Raw genomic sequence first — 16138 nt, forward strand, 5'->3', positions numbered from 1 at the left:
CCGCGAGGCCCGTGCGTGCTCCCCGCCCGCGCTCATGGTGCGGCCGGGAGGCGCAGCTCGAACCAGAGCGTGGTGGACCGGGGGAGGCCCTCGGAAGGGGTGGTGCCCCAGTCGTCGGCGAGCCGGCCCGTCAGCAGCAGCCCGTAGTCGTCCGGCGGCTCGCCGGCCGCGGGGCCGGGGCGCGGAATCCGGGCCGGTGCGTCGTCGTGCACGCTGATCCGCAGGCCGTGCCCGGCGGTCAGCAGCCGCAGCCAGATGTCCGCGGTCCGCGGGGTGTGCAGATGGGCGCGGGTCACCGCCTCAGAGGTGAGCAGCACGGCGGTGTCGAGGAGCGGCGCGAGCGGGGCGCGGCGCAGCACGGCGCGGACGAAGTCGCGGGCGGCCTTCGGGGCCGCGGGGGTGCTCGGTGCGGACAGGACGTAGGGACGGGCGCCTGCCGGGACGCGGATGGGTGTCCGGGGGACGGGTGCGGTCGAGGGGTGCACGGGTGTCTCCCTCCCCGAGGGGTCGAGTGAGCGCCGATCCAGCTCTGCACTCTGCGTATTCGCTTCGTTACACAGCGTAAGCCATGGTGTGCGGCGGATGCCACCCGCTCCCCGCATCCCGTCGCGCGGGGCTTCCCCGGTCGGGTGGGTGGCCCCGGCGGGAGCGGGTGGCTAGCCTCGATGCATGGCGGACACCGTGCGGGAAATCGAGCGGAAGTACGAGGTCGACGACGACGCGCGACTGCCCGATCTGGCCGGCATCGGCCGGGTCGCCACCGTGGGGGAAGCCGGGGTCGACGACCTCGACGCCCTCTACTACGACACTCCGGACCAGCGCCTCGCCGCCGCCCACATCACGCTGCGCCGGCGCACCGGCGGCAAGGACGCGGGCTGGCACCTGAAGCTGCCGGTCGCGCCCGGTGTGCGGGACGAGGTGCGGGCGCCGCTGTCCGAGGTGCCGCCCCCGGAGCTGACCGCCCTCGTCCGGTCACGGGTACTGGACCGGGAGCCGGTCCCGCTCGTACGGCTGCGGACGCGGCGCACGGTCCGGGTGCTCAAGGACGCCGCGGGGGCGCCGCTCGCGGAGCTCGCGGTGGACGAGGTGCGCGCCCGGCGGGCGGGGGAGTCCGCGAAGGGCGGGGCAGGGCCGGCCGAGGTCCGCTGGCGCGAGATCGAGGTGGAGCTGCTCGGCGGCGGCGATGCGGCGCTGCTGGACGAGGTCGGCAGGGCGCTGGTCGCGGCGGGGGCGCGCCCCGCCGCCACGGAGTCCAAGCTGGCGCGGGCGCTGGCCGAGACGGGCCTGGACCGCGACCGGCCCGCGCCCCCGGGCGCGCAGCCGCACACGCCGCGCCCCCGAGGTGCCGGGAAGCGCGGAGGGAAGGGGAAGGCCAAGGGCAAGGGCAAGGGGGCCGGGAAGAAGGCCGGGCCCACCGCCGCCGACGTGGTGCTCCAGTACGTCCGCGAGCAGGTACGGGTGATCATCGAGCTCGATCCGGCGGTACGGCAGGACCTGCCCGACTCGGTGCACCGGATGCGGGTCGCCACCCGCCGGCTGCGCAGCGCCTTCCGCTCGTACACCCAGGTGCTCGACCGCGCCGTCACCCTGCCCATCGGCCTCGAACTCAAGTGGCTGGCGGCGGAGTTGGGGGTGGACCGGGACCGCGAGGTGCTGACCGAACGGCTGCAGGGCGCGCTGGCCGAGGTGCCCCGGCCGCTGCGGCTCGGCCCGGTGGCCGCCCGGCTGCGCATCTGGTCCGAGCGGCGGCGGGCCGGCTCGCGCAAGGAGGTGCTCGCCGTATTGGACGGGTCCCGCTATCTGTCGCTGCTGAAGAGCCTGTACGCCCTCCTGGAGGCGCCGCCGCTGCGCCCGGCCGCCGACCGTCCGGCGCCCGGGATCGTGGCCGCGGCCGTGCTGAAGGACTACCGGCGGCTGGCTCGCCGTGTGGAGGCCGCGCTGGCGGCGCCGGCCGGGCGGGAGCGGGACGAGGCGCTGCACGGTGCCCGCAAGGCCGCCAAGCGGGCGCGGTACGCGGCGGAGGCCGCCCGTCCGGCGCTCGGCGGGCCGGCGAAGACGTTCGCCAAGCGGATCAAGCGGGTGCAGCAGCTGCTGGGCGACCACCAGGACAGCGTGGTGGCGCGCGGCGCGCTGCGCGAGCTCGCCACCCAGGCGCACCAGGCCGGCGAGGGCGGCTTCACCTTCGGTCTGCTGTACGGGCGCGAGGAGGCCCGCGCGGCGGACCGGGAGCGGGAGCTGCCGCGCCTGTGGAAGAAGGTCTCACGGCGCAAGCACCGGGACGCGCTCCGGGCGTGACGGCGCACGGCGGCCGGCCGTCGTGCCGCGGTGCACCGGGCGCGACCGTCGGGCGGGGCCCGGCCCCGGGGCGCGCCCGGGCCCCCGGCCCGCCGCGGCCCGCCGGCTGCCGTGCGAGGGGGTGTCTGCGAGCGGTTACGCTTGAGAGTCGCCCCCTGCCAGCTCACGAAGGTTCGAGATGTCTGCCGAGTCGGTCTTCCCGCAGCTCGAGGCCCTGCTCCCGCATGTGCAGAAGCCCATTCAGTACGTCGGCGGTGAGCTGAACTCCACCGTCAAGGACTGGGACTCCTGCGATGTGCGGTGGGCGCTCATGTACCCGGACGCCTACGAGGTCGGTCTGCCCAACCAGGGCGTCATGATCCTCTACGAGGTCCTCAACGAACGCGAGGGCGTGCTGGCCGAGCGCACGTACAGCGTGTGGCCGGACCTCGAAGCGCTGATGCGGGAGCACCAGGTCCCGCAGTTCACGGTCGACGGGCACCGCCCCGTCGGCGCCTTCGACGTGCTCGGGGTCTCCTTCTCGACCGAGCTGGGGTACACCAACCTCCTCACGGCCCTGGACCTCGCCGGCATCCCGATGGAGGCCAAGGACCGCACCGAGGACCACCCGATCGTCCTGGCGGGCGGTCACGCGGCCTTCAACCCCGAGCCGATCGCGGACTTCCTGGACTGCGCGGTCGTGGGCGACGGCGAGCAGGCGGTGCTGGAGATCACCGAGATCATCCGCGCCTGGAAGGCCGAGGACCGGCCCGGCGGCCGCGACGAGCTGCTGTTCCGCCTCGCGAAGACCGGCAGCGTCTACGTCCCCAAGTTCTACGACGTCGAGTACCTCGCCGACGGGCGGATCTCCCGCGTCGTGCCGAACCGCTCCGGCGTCCCGTGGCGGGTGTCCAAGCACACCGTCATGGACCTCGACGAGTGGCCCTACCCCAAGCAGCCGCTCGTCCCCCTGGCCGAGACCGTCCACGAGCGGATGTCGGTCGAGATCTTCCGCGGCTGCACCCGCGGCTGCCGTTTCTGCCAGGCCGGCATGATCACGCGCCCTGTACGGGAGCGAAGCATCACCGGCATCGGCGACATGGTGGACAAGGGGCTGAAGGCCACGGGATTCGAGGAGGTCGGCCTGTTGTCGCTGTCCTCCGCGGACCACACCGAGATCGGTGACATCGCCAAGGGGCTCGCCGACCGGTACGAGGAAGACAAGATCGGTCTGTCGCTGCCGTCGACCCGGGTCGACGCCTTCAACGTCGATCTCGCCAACGAGCTGACGCGCAACGGCCGTCGCTCCGGTCTGACCTTCGCGCCCGAGGGCGGCTCCGAGCGGATGCGCAAGGTCATCAACAAGATGGTCTCCGAAGAGGACCTGATCAGGACCGTCTCGACGGCCTACGGCAACGGCTGGCGGCAGGTGAAGCTCTACTTCATGTGCGGTCTGCCGACCGAGACCGACGAGGACGTGCTGCAGATCGGCGACATGGCGGTCAAGGTCATCGCCGAGGGCCGCAAGGCCTCCGGGCAGAACGACATCCGCTGCACGGTCTCCATCGGCGGTTTCGTCCCCAAGCCGCACACCCCGTTCCAGTGGGCGCCGCAGCTGTCGGCCGAGGAGACGGACGCCCGGCTCGAAAAGCTCCGGGACAAGATCCGCGGCGACAAGAAGTACGGCCGTTCCATCGGCTTCCGCTACCACGACGGCAAGCCCGGCATCGTCGAGGGCCTGCTCTCGCGCGGCGACCGCCGCGTCGGCTCGGTCATCCGCGCCGTCTACGAGGGCGGCGGCCGCTTCGACGGCTGGCGCGAGCACTTCTCGTACGACCGCTGGATGAAGGCCGCCGAGGAGACGCTGCCCGACTTCGGCGTGGACGTCGCCTGGTACACCACCCGTGAGCGGGAGTACGAGGAGGTCCTGCCCTGGGACCACCTGGACTCCGGCCTCGACAAGGACTGGCTCTGGGAGGACTGGCAGGACGCGCTCGACGAGACCGAGGTCGAGGACTGCCGCTGGACCCCGTGCTTCGACTGCGGCGTCTGCCCGCAGATGGACACCGAGATCCAGATCGGCCCGACCGGCAAGAAGCTGCTGCCGCTGACCGTCGTCAAGTAGCCCTTCCCGTACGCCCCTTCGGCCCGGCTCCCGCACCCCGCGGGGCCGGGCCGCGGCGTGCTCCCGCACAATGGGGCGATGCCGCCGCAGCTCATCGCCCCCACCGTCGCCGTCCATGCCTCCTTCCTCGCCGCGATGGAGGAGTTCCGCGCCGACGGCACGGAGCAGGTACCGCACTCCGGCCTCGCCCGGGAGCTGCGCACGTGGGCCGACCGCTGGCCGACCGCCGAGGGGTTCGCCGAGTACGTGGGCACGGTCGGGGGCGCATCCCTGGAGGAGCGCGCCGACGGCGTGGTCCCCATGACGACCCGGTGGTGGGTGGCGGACGGTGTCTACCTGGGGCGGGTGACGTTCCGCCACCGCCTCACCGGCGAACTCCTCGACTACGGCGGCCACATCGGCTACGCCGTGCGCCCCGGCGCGCGCCGCCGGGGCCACGCCACCGCCATGCTGCGCGCCGCCCTCCCGGTCGCCCATCACGAACTGGGCCTCGACCCGGTGCTGGTCACCTGCGACGACACCAACACCGGCTCGCGTAAGGTCATCGAGTCCTGCGGCGGGATCTTCGAGGACCAGCGGGACGAGAAGCTGCGCTACTGGATCCGCGCACCCGCGGCCGGCGCCGGGCAGTAGCGGCACCGGCCCGCCCGGAGGGGGCGGGGAGCGCCGCCGCGCCTGCGCGACGGGCCGTCCCGGGACGCGGCAGGGCAAGGACGGACGTACGGGGGGAACGGGAATGGAGCGGGAACACACGGGGACGGACCGGCAGGTGCCCGCCCGGTACGAGCCGGGCGAGGGCTGTGTGACCCAAGTGGTCCGGATCCCGGTGCGGATCGTGGTGCTGGTGCTCGTGGTGCCGGTGCGCCTGGTGTGGGACGCGCTGACCGCGGCCGGCCGGGCCGTCGACCGGAGCGTGCTGCGCCCCCTCGGACGCGGCCTCGCCCGGCTGTGGCACACCCTCGTGGTCCGCCCCGCGGCATGGGCCTGGCGCATCCTCGTGGTGGTGCCCGTCGCCTGGGCCTGGCACACCCTCGTCGTGCTCCCGCTCGGGTGGACCTGGCGCTCGCTGGTGCTCGCCCCGCTGGGGTGGCTGTGGCGCGCCGTCCTCGCCCCGGCGGGCCGGGGGGCCGGCGCGGCCCTGGCGTGGCTGGTGCGGTACCTGCTCGTGGTCCCCGCCCAGTGGCTGTACGCGCAGGTGCTGACGCCGCTGGGGCACGGCCTCGCCCGGCTGCTGCGCGGCCTGGGCACGGTCCTGCTGTGGCTGGGCCGTGCGGTGTTCGTCCGGCCGTGGGTGGCCCTGTGGCGGTACGTCCTGGCGCCCGCGGGCCGGGCGGCCGGCGCGGCCCTGGCGTGGCTGGTGCGGTACCTGCTCGTGGTCCCCGCCCAGTGGCTGTACGCCCGGGTGCTGACGCCGTGCGGACGGGGCGTCGCCTGGCTGGTGCGCGGCATCGGCACCGTGCTCGCCGCCCTCGTGCGGTGGCTCGTGATCGTGCCGCTGGTCACCCTGTGGCGGTATGTGCTGGCGCCCGCCGGGCGGCTGCTCGCGGCCGTGGTGACGGTGGTCGTGCGCGAGACCGGGGCGGCGCTCGGGCACTGCTGGCGCGCCGCCGGCATCGTCTCCCGGGCCGTCGGCCGGTTCCTCGCCGCGGTGCTGCGGTGGCTCCTCGTCGAACCGCTGCGCTGGACCTACCGCAGTGTGCTCACCCCCCTCGGGCACGGCATACGGGACGGCATCTGGCGGCCGGTCCGGCAGGCGCTGCGCAGCGCCCGCGAGACCGTGCGGCAGACCCGCAGGGAGATCCGGCGGGCGCTGTTCGGCGCCCCCGAGGAGCCGCGGCGGGTTCCGGCCGCCCGGCCCCGGCGGGAACCGGGAGCTCCCGGGACACGTACTCTAGGTAGCAGTACGACCGCACTCACGAAGGACTGAACGACACTGGGCAAGCGACAGCCCGAAGGCCCGCCGCCCGCACCGGCGGTGCAGCGCATCCGACTGCGCTACACCAAGCGCGGCCGCCTCCGGTTCACCAGCCACCGCGACTTCCAGCGCGCTTTCGAGCGGGCGCTGCGCCGCGCCGAGGTCCCCATGGCCTACTCCGCGGGCTTCACCCCGCACCCCAAGGTGTCGTACGCCAACGCCGCCCCGACCGGTACGGGCAGCGAGGCCGAATATCTGGAGATCCAGCTCGCCGAACACCGCGATCCGGAAACCCTGCGCGCCCTCCTCGACGAGTCGCTGCCCGACGGGCTCGATGTGACCGACGCGGTCGAGGCCCGCACCAGCGGCCTGGCCGACCGGCTGCAGGCCTCGGTGTGGGAGATCCGGCTCGACGGCATCGAGGCCCCGGAGGCCGCGCGCGCTGTCGAGGCGTTCCTCGCCGCGGACGAGGTACTGGTCGAGCGGCGGACGAAAAACGGCATGCGGACCTTCGACGCGCGGGCCGCTGTGGCCCGCCTGGAGGCCGCCGGCCACGACAGCGATAGGCCCGACGGCAAAGCCTGTGCGATACTGCGGCTGGTTGTTCGGCATCTGACACCTGCCGTTCGACCCGACGACGTCCTGTCCGGCCTCCGAGCTACGGCCGACCTGGCGCCGCCGGTCCCCGCAGCGGTGACCAGGCTGGCGCAGGGGCTGCTCGATGAGGAGACCGGCGCGGTGACCGACCCGCTAGTGCCCGACCGCGACGCTGCCACGGCCGCCCCACCCACGGCCGCCGGGCTGAGTGCCGCGAAGGCGACGAGCGGGGCCTCCCCGGCAGCCGGGGGCGGTACTGCGTAGGACCGCCGTCGTCGCGTCGCCGATCAGCCAGGGAGCCACCCCGGTCCGGCAGGCGCACTGACCAGGAGACTTTCGCCGGTCACCGCCCTACGGGGATCGGCGAGCGAGACGACAGCTCCCGTGCGGCGCCCACGCCCCGGACAGCGGGACCGCGCTCATCACGCGGACCGCGGCCGGAATCAGGCGCGGCGCCCGGGAGCGTGACGGGAGAACCGCCCGCATGCTCGAGCCCATTGAGCCCACCCGCTCCACGCCGTCCCAGGACCGTGGCGCCGACGACAACCACTCACCCAGCGACACCCTGCCGCCGCGCCGCCGGCGCCGTGCGGCCTCCCGGCCGGCCGGTCCTCCGGTGGCCGGCGGCGTCGCCGAAGAGGTGGTGAGCACCGAGGCCGCCGCGCCCGCGGCCGATCCGGCCCTCGACGAGGAGGCCACCGCCTCCGCGGTCACCACCGGGGACGAGGCCAAGCCCGCCCGTACCCGCCGCCGCGCGACCCGTAAGGTCACCGCCCCGGCCGGCGCCCCGCAGCCCGCCGACGGCGAGCCCGCCGAACCCGCCGCCGAGGCCCCCGCGCCCGCCGTGGAGACGCCCGCCGTGGAGACGCCCGCCGAGGCGCCGCAGGCGGAGGACGCCGCGCCGCGCCGCGGCCGCCGCCGTGCGACCCGCAAGGTCACCGCCCCCGCCGGAACCCCGCAGACCGAGGCCGGCCAGGAGACTGCCGCCGCCGAGGAGACCGCGCCCGCCGCGCAGCCCGCCCCAAAGGCCCCGGCCACCGTGGCGGCCCCGGACGCCGCCGAGGCCGAGGACGCCGCGCCGCGCCGTACCCGCCGCCGTGCGACCCGCAAGGTCACCGCGCCGGCCGGCGCCCCGCAGCCGGGCGACGCCGAGGAGGCCGCCGCCGAGAGCGCCGCGCCGGTCGCCGAGAGCGCCGCGCCCGCCGCCGCCGAGGAGGAGGCCGCGGCCCCCGCCGAGGACGCCAAGCCGCCCCGGGCGCGCCGCCGTGCCACCCGTAAGGTCACCGCGCCCTCGGGCGCCCCGCAGGTGACCGGGGAAGCCGAGGAGGCCGAGGCCGAGGCGCCGGCGGCCGAGCAGGCCCCCGCCGCCGAGGACGCGACCGCCGAGGCCCCCCGCCGCCGGGCGCGCCGCCGTGGTGAGCGGGCCGCCGAGCAGCCCGCCGCCGAGGCGCCCCGCGCCGAGGAGGAGCCCGCCCAGGAGGCGCCGCAGCGCGGCCGCCGCCGGGCGCAGCGCCCGCCGACAGCCGTCTTCCAGGCGCCGGTCTTCACCGAACCGATGTTCCAGACGCCGGAGACCGCGGCCGCCGCCCATGCCGCGGCCCGCCAGGAGGAGACCGCGGCCGAGCCGGCCGTGGAGGAGCAGCCCGCCGCCGGTGCGCGCCGCCGTCGCCGCCGTGGCGCCCCGGCCGAGCCCGAGCAGGTGTCCGCCGCCCCCGTGGCGGAGCCGGCGGCCGAGGAAGCCGAAGCAGCGGCCGAGCCGGAGACCGCGCAGGCCGAGGGCGGCCAGGGCGAGGACGAGTCCGGCGACCGTCCCTCGCGCCGTCGCCGCCGTGGTGGCCGTCGCCGCCGTCGCGGTGAGGCCGCCGAGGGCGCCGACGAGCAGCCCGCCGAGGAGCGGGAGGGCGCGCAGGCCGAGTCCGAGGAGGCCGAGGAGGAGTCCGGGGCCGACGAGGAGGCCGAGGAGCAGTCGGCCGGCGGCTCCAGCAGCAGCCGCCGTCGCCGTCGCCGCCGCCGTCGCACCGGTGACGCGGGCGAGGAGGGCACCGGCGGCACCGACGACCCGGAGCGCACGGTCGTCAAGGTCCGCGAGCCCCGCAAGAAGGACGAGAGCACCAGCGCCGACGAGGTGCAGTCGATCAAGGGCTCGACGCGCCTGGAGGCCAAGAAGCAGCGCCGCCGGGAAGGCCGCGAGCAGGGCCGCCGCCGGGTGCCGATCATCACCGAGGCGGAGTTCCTCGCCCGCCGCGAGGCCGTCGAGCGGGTGATGGTCGTCCGCCAGAGCGGCGAGCGCACCCAGATCGGCGTTCTCGAGGACAACGTGCTCGTCGAGCACTTCGTCAACAAGGAGCAGGCGACCTCGTACGTCGGCAATGTCTACCTCGGCAAGGTGCAGAACGTCCTGCCGTCGATGGAGGCCGCCTTCGTCGACATCGGCAAGGGCCGCAACGCCGTGCTGTACGCCGGTGAGGTCAACTTCGAGGCGCTCGGCATGGCCAACGGCCCGCGCCGCATCGAGACCGCGCTGAAGTCCGGCCAGTCCGTGCTGGTGCAGGTCACCAAGGACCCGATCGGCCACAAGGGCGCCCGGCTCACCAGCCAGGTCTCGCTCCCCGGCCGCTACCTGGTCTACGTGCCCGAGGGCTCGATGACCGGCATCAGCCGCAAGCTGCCCGACACCGAGCGGGCGCGGCTCAAGCAGATCCTCAAGAAGATCGTCCCCGAGGACGCGGGTGTCATCGTCCGCACCGCCGCCGAGGGCGCGAGCGAGGACGAGCTGGCGCGCGACGTCCAGCGGCTGCAGGCGCAGTGGGAGGAGATCCAGAAGAAGGCGAAGGCCGCCTCCACCAGCTCCCCGTCGCTGCTCTACGGCGAGCCGGACATGACCGTCCGGGTCGTCCGCGACATCTTCAACGAGGACTTCTCCAAGGTCATCGTCAGCGGTGACGACGCGTGGCAGACCATCCACGGCTATGTCGCGCACGTCGCCCCGGACCTCACCGACCGGCTGCAGAAGTGGACTTCGGACGTCGACGTCTTCGCGACGTACCGCATCGACGAGCAGCTGATGAAGGCGCTGGACCGCAAGGTCTGGCTGCCCAGCGGCGGTTCGCTGGTGATCGACAAGACCGAAGCGATGGTCGTGATCGACGTCAACACCGGGAAGTTCACCGGTCAGGGCGGCAATCTCGAGGAGACCGTCACCAGGAACAACCTGGAGGCGGCCGAGGAGATCGTGCGCCAGCTGCGGCTGCGCGACCTCGGCGGCATCGTCGTCATCGACTTCATCGACATGGTGCTGGAGTCCAACCGGGACCTGGTGCTGCGGCGGATGCTGGAGTGCCTGGGCCGGGACCGTACGAAGCACCAGGTCGCCGAGGTCACCTCGCTCGGCCTGGTCCAGATGACCCGCAAGCGGGTCGGCCAGGGTCTGCTGGAGTCCTTCTCCGAGTCGTGTGTGCACTGCAACGGCCGCGGCGTCATCGTCCACATGGACCAGCCGACGACGGCCGGCGGCGGTGGCAAGCGCAAGAAGAAGGGCAAGGGCACCCAGCCCGAGCCGCACGTCCACGAGGTCGAGGCCGCCGAGCCGACGCCGGACGGCGGTGCCCCCGAGCTGGAGCCCGCCCCCGTGACGGAGGCCGAGCTGCAGCCCGCGGTGGACGGGACCGACGAGTGGTTCAGCAGCCCGGCCGAGGCCGAGGCGGCCGCCGGGCGCGGCCGGGGCCGCCGCCGGGCGAGCCGGAAGGTGTCCGCCCCGGCGGGCGCTCCCAAGGCTGCCGAGGAGGCCGCGGAGATCGTGGTGCCGGCCGAGCAGGCCCCGGCGGCCGAGCCGGTCGCCGAGCCGGAGCCGGCCGAGGTCCCGGAGCCCGCCGAGGGTGCCGAGGCGGAGCCCGCGGCCAAGAAGACCGCGAAGAAGGCGACGACCAAGAAGGCCGCCGCCAAGAAGACCGCGGCGAAGAAGACCACGGCCAAGAAGACGGCGGCGAAGAAGACCACCACCGCCAAGAAGGCCACGGCGAAGAAGACCACCACCAAGAAGGCGACGACCAAGAAGGCGGCGGCCAAGAAGACCGCTGCCGCCGGGGAGTCGTCGGTGGCGCAGGCGGAGGGCGCGGCGTAAGCCGCTCCGGCCGAGCCCCCGGTGCCGCACCGGGGGCTCGGCCGGAGGCCCGAGCAGCAGGGCCGTGCCCCGGACCGCCTCGGCGGCCCCGGGGCCGGTTTGACCCCCTGGTCAAGGCCCCGTAACCTTGACCGTCGGTGTCTGTGACACCAAACCCCTGAGCACACACCTCTCGGTCCGCCGAGGGAGGCCGCTCGTCCTTTCGGATTCCACGGGCCCTATCCCGAGCCCGTGTGAGCGGCTGGCATCAGAGGATCCGTTTCTAGCGAAAGAGAGTTCCGCGTGTACGCGATCGTGCGCACCGGCGGACGCCAGCAGAAGGTTGCTGTTGGCGACGTCATCGAGGTTGACCGTATTTCCACCAGCAAGGTCGGCGACACCGTCGAGCTCTCGACGCTGCTGGTCGTCGACGGCGACTCGGTCACCAGCGACCCGTGGGTCCTGGCCGGCGTGAAGGTCCAGGGCGAGGTCGTCGACCACCACAAGGGCGACAAGATCCGGATCCAGAAGTACAAGAACAAGACCGGTTACAAGAAGCGGATCGGCCACCGCCAGCTCCACACGGCGCTGAAGATCACCGGCATCGACGCTCCGGCGAAGTAAGGGACTGAGGAGACATGGCACATAAGAAGGGCGCATCGTCCACTCGGAACGGTCGCGATTCCAATGCTCAGCGGCTCGGCGTGAAGCGCTTCGGCGGTCAGGCCGTCCTCGCCGGTGAGATCCTGGTCCGCCAGCGTGGCACCCACTTCCACCCCGGCACGGGCGTCGGCCGCGGCGGCGACGACACCCTGTTCGCCCTCGCTGCCGGTGCGGTGCAGTTCGGCACCCACCGTGGCCGCAAGGTCGTGAACATCGTTCCGGTCGCCGAGTAATTCCGGCCTGACCGAGCGATAGCTCAGCATCAGCACCACTCAGGGGCGGACCGCCTTCTCCCGCGCGAGCGGGAAGGCCGGTCCGCCCTTGCGTGTTAGTACAGACATATGCGCGCAAGCACAGCGACACACCCGTAGTTATCTGGAGGCACCCCCACCATGACCACCTTCGTGGACCGCGTCGAGCTGCACGTCGCCGCGGGTAACGGAGGCCACGGCGTGGCCTCCGTGATGCGGGAGAAGTTCAAGCCACTGGGCGGCCCGGACGGCGGCAACGGCGGCCGCGGCGGTGATGTGATCCTGGTGGTCGACCAGGACGTCACCACGCTGCTCGACTACCACCACCACCCGCACCGCAAGGCCACCAACGGCCAGCCGGGCGCGGGCGACAACCGCTCCGGCAAGAACGGCCAGGACCTGGTCCTGCCGGTCCCCGACGGCACCGTCATCCTGGACCGCGCGGGCAATGTGCTCGCCGACCTCGTCGGCCAGGGCACCACCTTCGTCGCCGGGCAGGGCGGCCGCGGCGGCCTCGGCAACGCCGCGCTGGCCTCCGCCCGCCGCAAGGCGCCCGGTTTCGCGCTGCTCGGCGAGCCCGGTGAGGCCCGCGACATCGTGCTGGAACTCAAGACCGTCGCGGACGTCGCGCTGGTCGGCTACCCGAGCGCCGGCAAGTCCTCGCTGATCTCGGTGCTCTCCGCCGCCAAGCCCAAGATCGCCGACTACCCCTTCACCACCCTGGTGCCCAACCTCGGTGTGGTGACGGCCGGTTCGACCGTCTACACCATCGCGGACGTCCCCGGCCTGATCCCCGGCGCGAGCCAGGGCAAGGGCCTGGGCCTGGAGTTCCTGCGGCACGTCGAGCGCTGCGAGGTGCTGGTGCACGTCCTGGACACCGCGACCCTGGAGTCCGACCGCGACCCGGTCTCCGACCTCGACGTCATCGAGGAGGAGCTCACGCAGTACGGCGGCCTGGAGAACCGGCCCCGGATGGTCGTCCTCAACAAGATCGACGTCCCGGACGGCAAGGACCTCGCCGACCTGGTCCGCCCCGACCTGGAGGCGCGCGGCTACCGCGTGTTCGAGGTCTCCGCGGCCGCCCACACGGGTCTGAAGGAGCTGTCCTACGCGCTCGCCGACGTGGTCGCCAAGGCCCGCGCCGCCAAGCCCGTGCAGGAGGCCACCCGTATCGTCATCCGGCCCCAGGCCGTCGACGACGCCGGCTTCACGGTGACGGAGGAGGGCGAGAACTTCTTCCGCGTGCGCGGCGAGAAGCCCGAACGCTGGGTCCGCCAGACCGACTTCAACAACGACGAGGCCGTCGGCTACCTCGCCGACCGCCTCAACCGTCTCGGTGTCGAGGACGCGCTGCGCAAGGCGGGCGCGCACGCGGGCGACGGCATCGCCATCGGCCCCGAGGACAACGCGGTCGTCTTCGACTGGGAGCCGATGATGGCGGCCGGTGCGGAGATGCTGGGGCGGCGCGGCGAGGACCACCGCATGGAGTCGCCCCGGCCGGCCGCGCAGCGCCGCAAGGACCGCGACCTGGCACGGGACGAGGCCGACCAGGAGTACGACGGCTTCCAGCCCTTCTGACGGTCCGCCCGGCCGTACGGGCCACGCGCAGGCCAACGGGGAAGGCCCCCGGGAGTTCTCCTCCCGGGGGCCTTCCCCGTTGCTGCGCCGCGCCGCGGTGCCGGCGCGAGGCCGTGAGCGGCCCGCTGCGGCCTAGACGGCGGCCGTGGTGTCCGAGGCGCCGTTGGACTCCTGTCCGGCCGTCTCGGAGGCGTCCACGTCCTCCTGGGAGCGCTGGCCGGGGATACCGGACAGCCGGTTCTCCATCCGGACGCGCCGCTCGTCGGCCTTCGCGGCCAGATCCAGGGCGGCCTGGTTGAAGCGGACCGACGACGGCGGGTCCGACGGGCCCAGCAGGTGCTCCTTGAGCTCGGCCCGCTCCGCGGCCAGGGTGTCCTGCCCCGGGTCGCGGACCGCGCCGAGGAGACCGGCCACGCCGTCCGCCTCGGGCGTGAGGATCGTCGCCGCCCGCACCGTCGGGAAGTTCGCGCGGAAGTCGTCCTCGGTCATCCCCGAGGTGTTGGCGACCGCGTAGGGCTTCTCGCTGCTGAGGTAGTCCGAGACGACGCTGGAGACATCGCTGATCAGCACGTCCGCCTGGTTGAAGCAGCTGAAGATGCCGGGGCGGGCGGTGGTGATGATGCGGTGCTCCCACTCGGGGAACGAGTTCCAGTACGCGGCCTCCCAGGCGGTGACGGCCGCGTCCACGGCGGCGGCGCGGCCCTCCTGGGGAGTGCCCTGCAGCCGCATCCGCTCCAGCTCGTCCGCGCTCTTGCGGAACGCGGAGGTGGTCAGCGCGTTGAGCTCCTCGGTGCGGCGGGCCAGTTCGGCGGCGGCCTCAGGGCCGGGCCGCGCCCCGCTGCGCCGGGTGTTCGCCTCCGTGATCATCGTCTGGATGCGGGTGTTGGCGGCGCCCGCGCGCGGGTCCACGGAACCGGTCATCGGGTGCGGCTTGTACAGCAGCCGCACGTTCTCGTCGGCGAGCAGCTCGCGGACGATGTTCTCGCCCGCCAGGATCACCGAGGTGTTGCCCGGGTTGCCGTCCCAGCCTTCCCAGGTCGGGGCGTACAGCACGGTCGTCATCCGGTCGGCCGGGGCGCCCGCGTACGGCTGGATCGGGGCCAGCTGGGGGCGGCCGACCTCGATGACGTCCTTGTCCTCGACGCCGATGTCGGCGAGCTGGTAGCGGTCACGGGCCGCCGGGCCCGCCACCCACACCTCGTCGTACGCCTTGGCGTACGGGTTGCAGGAGGACAGCTTGTCGCTCTCGCCGTGGTTGGTGAAGGCGTGCTTGATGGAGGGGATGCGCAGGATCTGCGAGGTCTTGCCGGAGTTCGCCGGGTGCAGCAGGACCTTGAGCGTGGAGTGCTCCAGGCGCATCAGGTTGGCGACCTTGGGGATGCAGACGATCGGCACGTCCGTGGCCTCGATCTTCTGCACCATGAAGCGCTCGCGGAGCACGATGATCGGGTTGCCGTCCAGGGAGGCCAGGGTGCTCAGCCACATGTTGGCCTGGTAGGCGGAGGAGGAACCGCCGGAGAAGTACATGCCGACGGTCGGCTGGTACTCCGTCAGCCAGTTGTCCAGCCACGCCAGGGCCTGCTTCTCGCCGGCCACCCGCTTCTTGGGCAGCAGCCAGGTGCCCAGGTAGAGGGTGCCGCCGGCGGACAGGGCCAGGGAGACGGCGAGGCCGATGCCGCCCCAGTACGCGTCGGTGGTGATCGCGGTGAGCATCATGCCGGTGGTGGTCGGCACCGAGAAGCGCAGCAGGCGGCGGCCCGTCTGGCGGGAGAGGATGCGCGGCGGGGCGTCGGACAGCCGCAGCGCGCTCGCGTCGATGTTGCGGGTCACGAACGGCAGGCTGCGGGTCCTGCGGACCAGCACCGCGACCGCCTGGCACACGAAGTGGGTGCCGTAGAAGAGCAGCAGCGTGATGGTGAGCGGCGCCTGCTCCTCGAGCGGGTTGATGCCGTCGATGTGCAGCAGGCCGACCAGTATCAGCATGTCGCGCAGCAACTGGCGCACCGTGACGTCGAACCGGATCCGGCCGAGCACCGCGAGCAGGCCGGGCTGCTTGTGCTGGAGGACCAGGTCGAGACCCAGGTTGACCACGGATGCGGCGATGAACAGCGGGATGACGGGCAGCAGCGCACCGACCAACTGGGCGGTGAACGCGACCATCATCGCAAGGAGTGCCGCGAGCTGGACGGCTCGGCGGGGGGCGATTCCGGCGGAAGGCACGGGGGAGGGCTCCTGGCAGCACGAAAGGTCAAAGGGGAGGCCGAGGGGGGCGGCCGGGTCCCGCGCTGCGACGCCGCCGGAGCGGCGATACGGGACCGATGGACACCCGACCGTATGACCTTGTTGGCCTTGGTGACAATCTGCTGTGGCTCTCATCACCGCGAAAGCGGACCAATCGAACGCAACCTCTTGGCCTCGGCTTCCGTCTTAAGGAAAACCGTATAGGGGAGAAAAAGCCAGGAACTCCGGCGCCCATTCTGCGCCCCTTCCGGCGCGCCGTGGCAGGGGGGTCCGGGCCCCGGCCGGGTGTCCGCAGGGCGTCCGCCAGGCGATATCGCGAAGCGCCGGTGGGCCGGCCTGCCGTAGATTGCGCCCGTAGGGCCGTGGTGCGGGCCGGACGGCAGTCCCCCGTACGG

General features: G+C 73.4%; 11 protein-coding genes. 9 read left to right on the forward strand and 2 right to left on the reverse strand.

What is annotated here, in order from left to right; all coding sequences use genetic code 11:
- Nucleotides 1-32 precede the first annotated feature (32 nt).
- The gene (locus AB0411_RS15135; protein ID WP_366417717.1) at nt 33-485 is read right to left on the reverse strand and encodes an ATP-binding protein; all 453 of its coding nucleotides are present in this window, start codon (nt 483-485) and stop codon (nt 33-35) included.
- 184 nt (nt 486-669) lie between these two features.
- On the opposite strand from AB0411_RS15135, the gene AB0411_RS15140 reads away from it, so the two are divergent.
- From AB0411_RS15140 to obgE, 9 genes are all read left to right on the forward strand, one after another.
- On the forward strand, nt 670-2295 hold the full coding sequence (locus tag AB0411_RS15140) for a CYTH and CHAD domain-containing protein (RefSeq protein WP_366417718.1): 1626 nt from the start codon (nt 670-672) through the stop codon (nt 2293-2295).
- Nucleotides 2296-2473: 178 nt separating this feature from the next.
- Nucleotides 2474-4399 (forward strand): TIGR03960 family B12-binding radical SAM protein, encoded by a 1926-nt coding sequence (locus tag AB0411_RS15145; RefSeq protein WP_366417719.1) that lies wholly within the window; start codon nt 2474-2476, stop codon nt 4397-4399.
- A gap of 78 nt (nt 4400-4477) precedes the next feature.
- Nucleotides 4478-5032, forward strand: a complete 555-nt coding sequence (locus AB0411_RS15150) for a GNAT family N-acetyltransferase (RefSeq protein WP_366417720.1) — start codon at nt 4478-4480, stop codon at nt 5030-5032.
- A 103-nt stretch (nt 5033-5135) separates the two neighbouring features.
- On the forward strand, nt 5136-6326 hold the full coding sequence (locus tag AB0411_RS15155; protein ID WP_366417721.1) for a hypothetical protein: 1191 nt from the start codon (nt 5136-5138) through the stop codon (nt 6324-6326).
- Between the two features lie 48 nt (nt 6327-6374).
- The gene (locus AB0411_RS15160) at nt 6375-7175 is read left to right on the forward strand and encodes a TIGR03936 family radical SAM-associated protein (RefSeq protein ID WP_366417722.1); all 801 of its coding nucleotides are present in this window, start codon (nt 6375-6377) and stop codon (nt 7173-7175) included.
- A gap of 220 nt (nt 7176-7395) precedes the next feature.
- The gene (locus AB0411_RS15165; protein ID WP_366417723.1) at nt 7396-11031 is read left to right on the forward strand and encodes an Rne/Rng family ribonuclease; all 3636 of its coding nucleotides are present in this window, start codon (nt 7396-7398) and stop codon (nt 11029-11031) included.
- Nucleotides 11032-11313: 282 nt separating this feature from the next.
- On the forward strand, nt 11314-11634 hold the full coding sequence (gene rplU / locus AB0411_RS15170; protein ID WP_006605648.1) for a 50S ribosomal protein L21: 321 nt from the start codon (nt 11314-11316) through the stop codon (nt 11632-11634).
- Between the two features lie 14 nt (nt 11635-11648).
- Complete coding sequence (gene rpmA, locus AB0411_RS15175) at nt 11649-11906, forward strand: 50S ribosomal protein L27 (RefSeq protein WP_018088248.1); 258 nt, start codon at nt 11649-11651, stop codon at nt 11904-11906.
- A 159-nt stretch (nt 11907-12065) separates the two neighbouring features.
- The gene (obgE, locus tag AB0411_RS15180; protein WP_366417724.1) at nt 12066-13502 is read left to right on the forward strand and encodes a GTPase ObgE; all 1437 of its coding nucleotides are present in this window, start codon (nt 12066-12068) and stop codon (nt 13500-13502) included.
- Nucleotides 13503-13634: 132 nt separating this feature from the next.
- On the opposite strand, the gene AB0411_RS15185 is transcribed toward obgE, so the two are convergent.
- A complete protein-coding gene (locus tag AB0411_RS15185) occupies nt 13635-15722 on the reverse strand; it encodes a hypothetical protein (protein ID WP_366417725.1) in 2088 nt (695 codons plus the stop codon).
- Between the last annotated feature and the right edge of the window lie 416 nt (nt 15723-16138).

Origin of the sequence: Streptomyces angustmyceticus (assembly GCF_040701845.1) — a bacterium.
Lineage (GTDB): Bacteria > Actinomycetota > Actinomycetes > Streptomycetales > Streptomycetaceae > Streptomyces > Streptomyces angustmyceticus_A.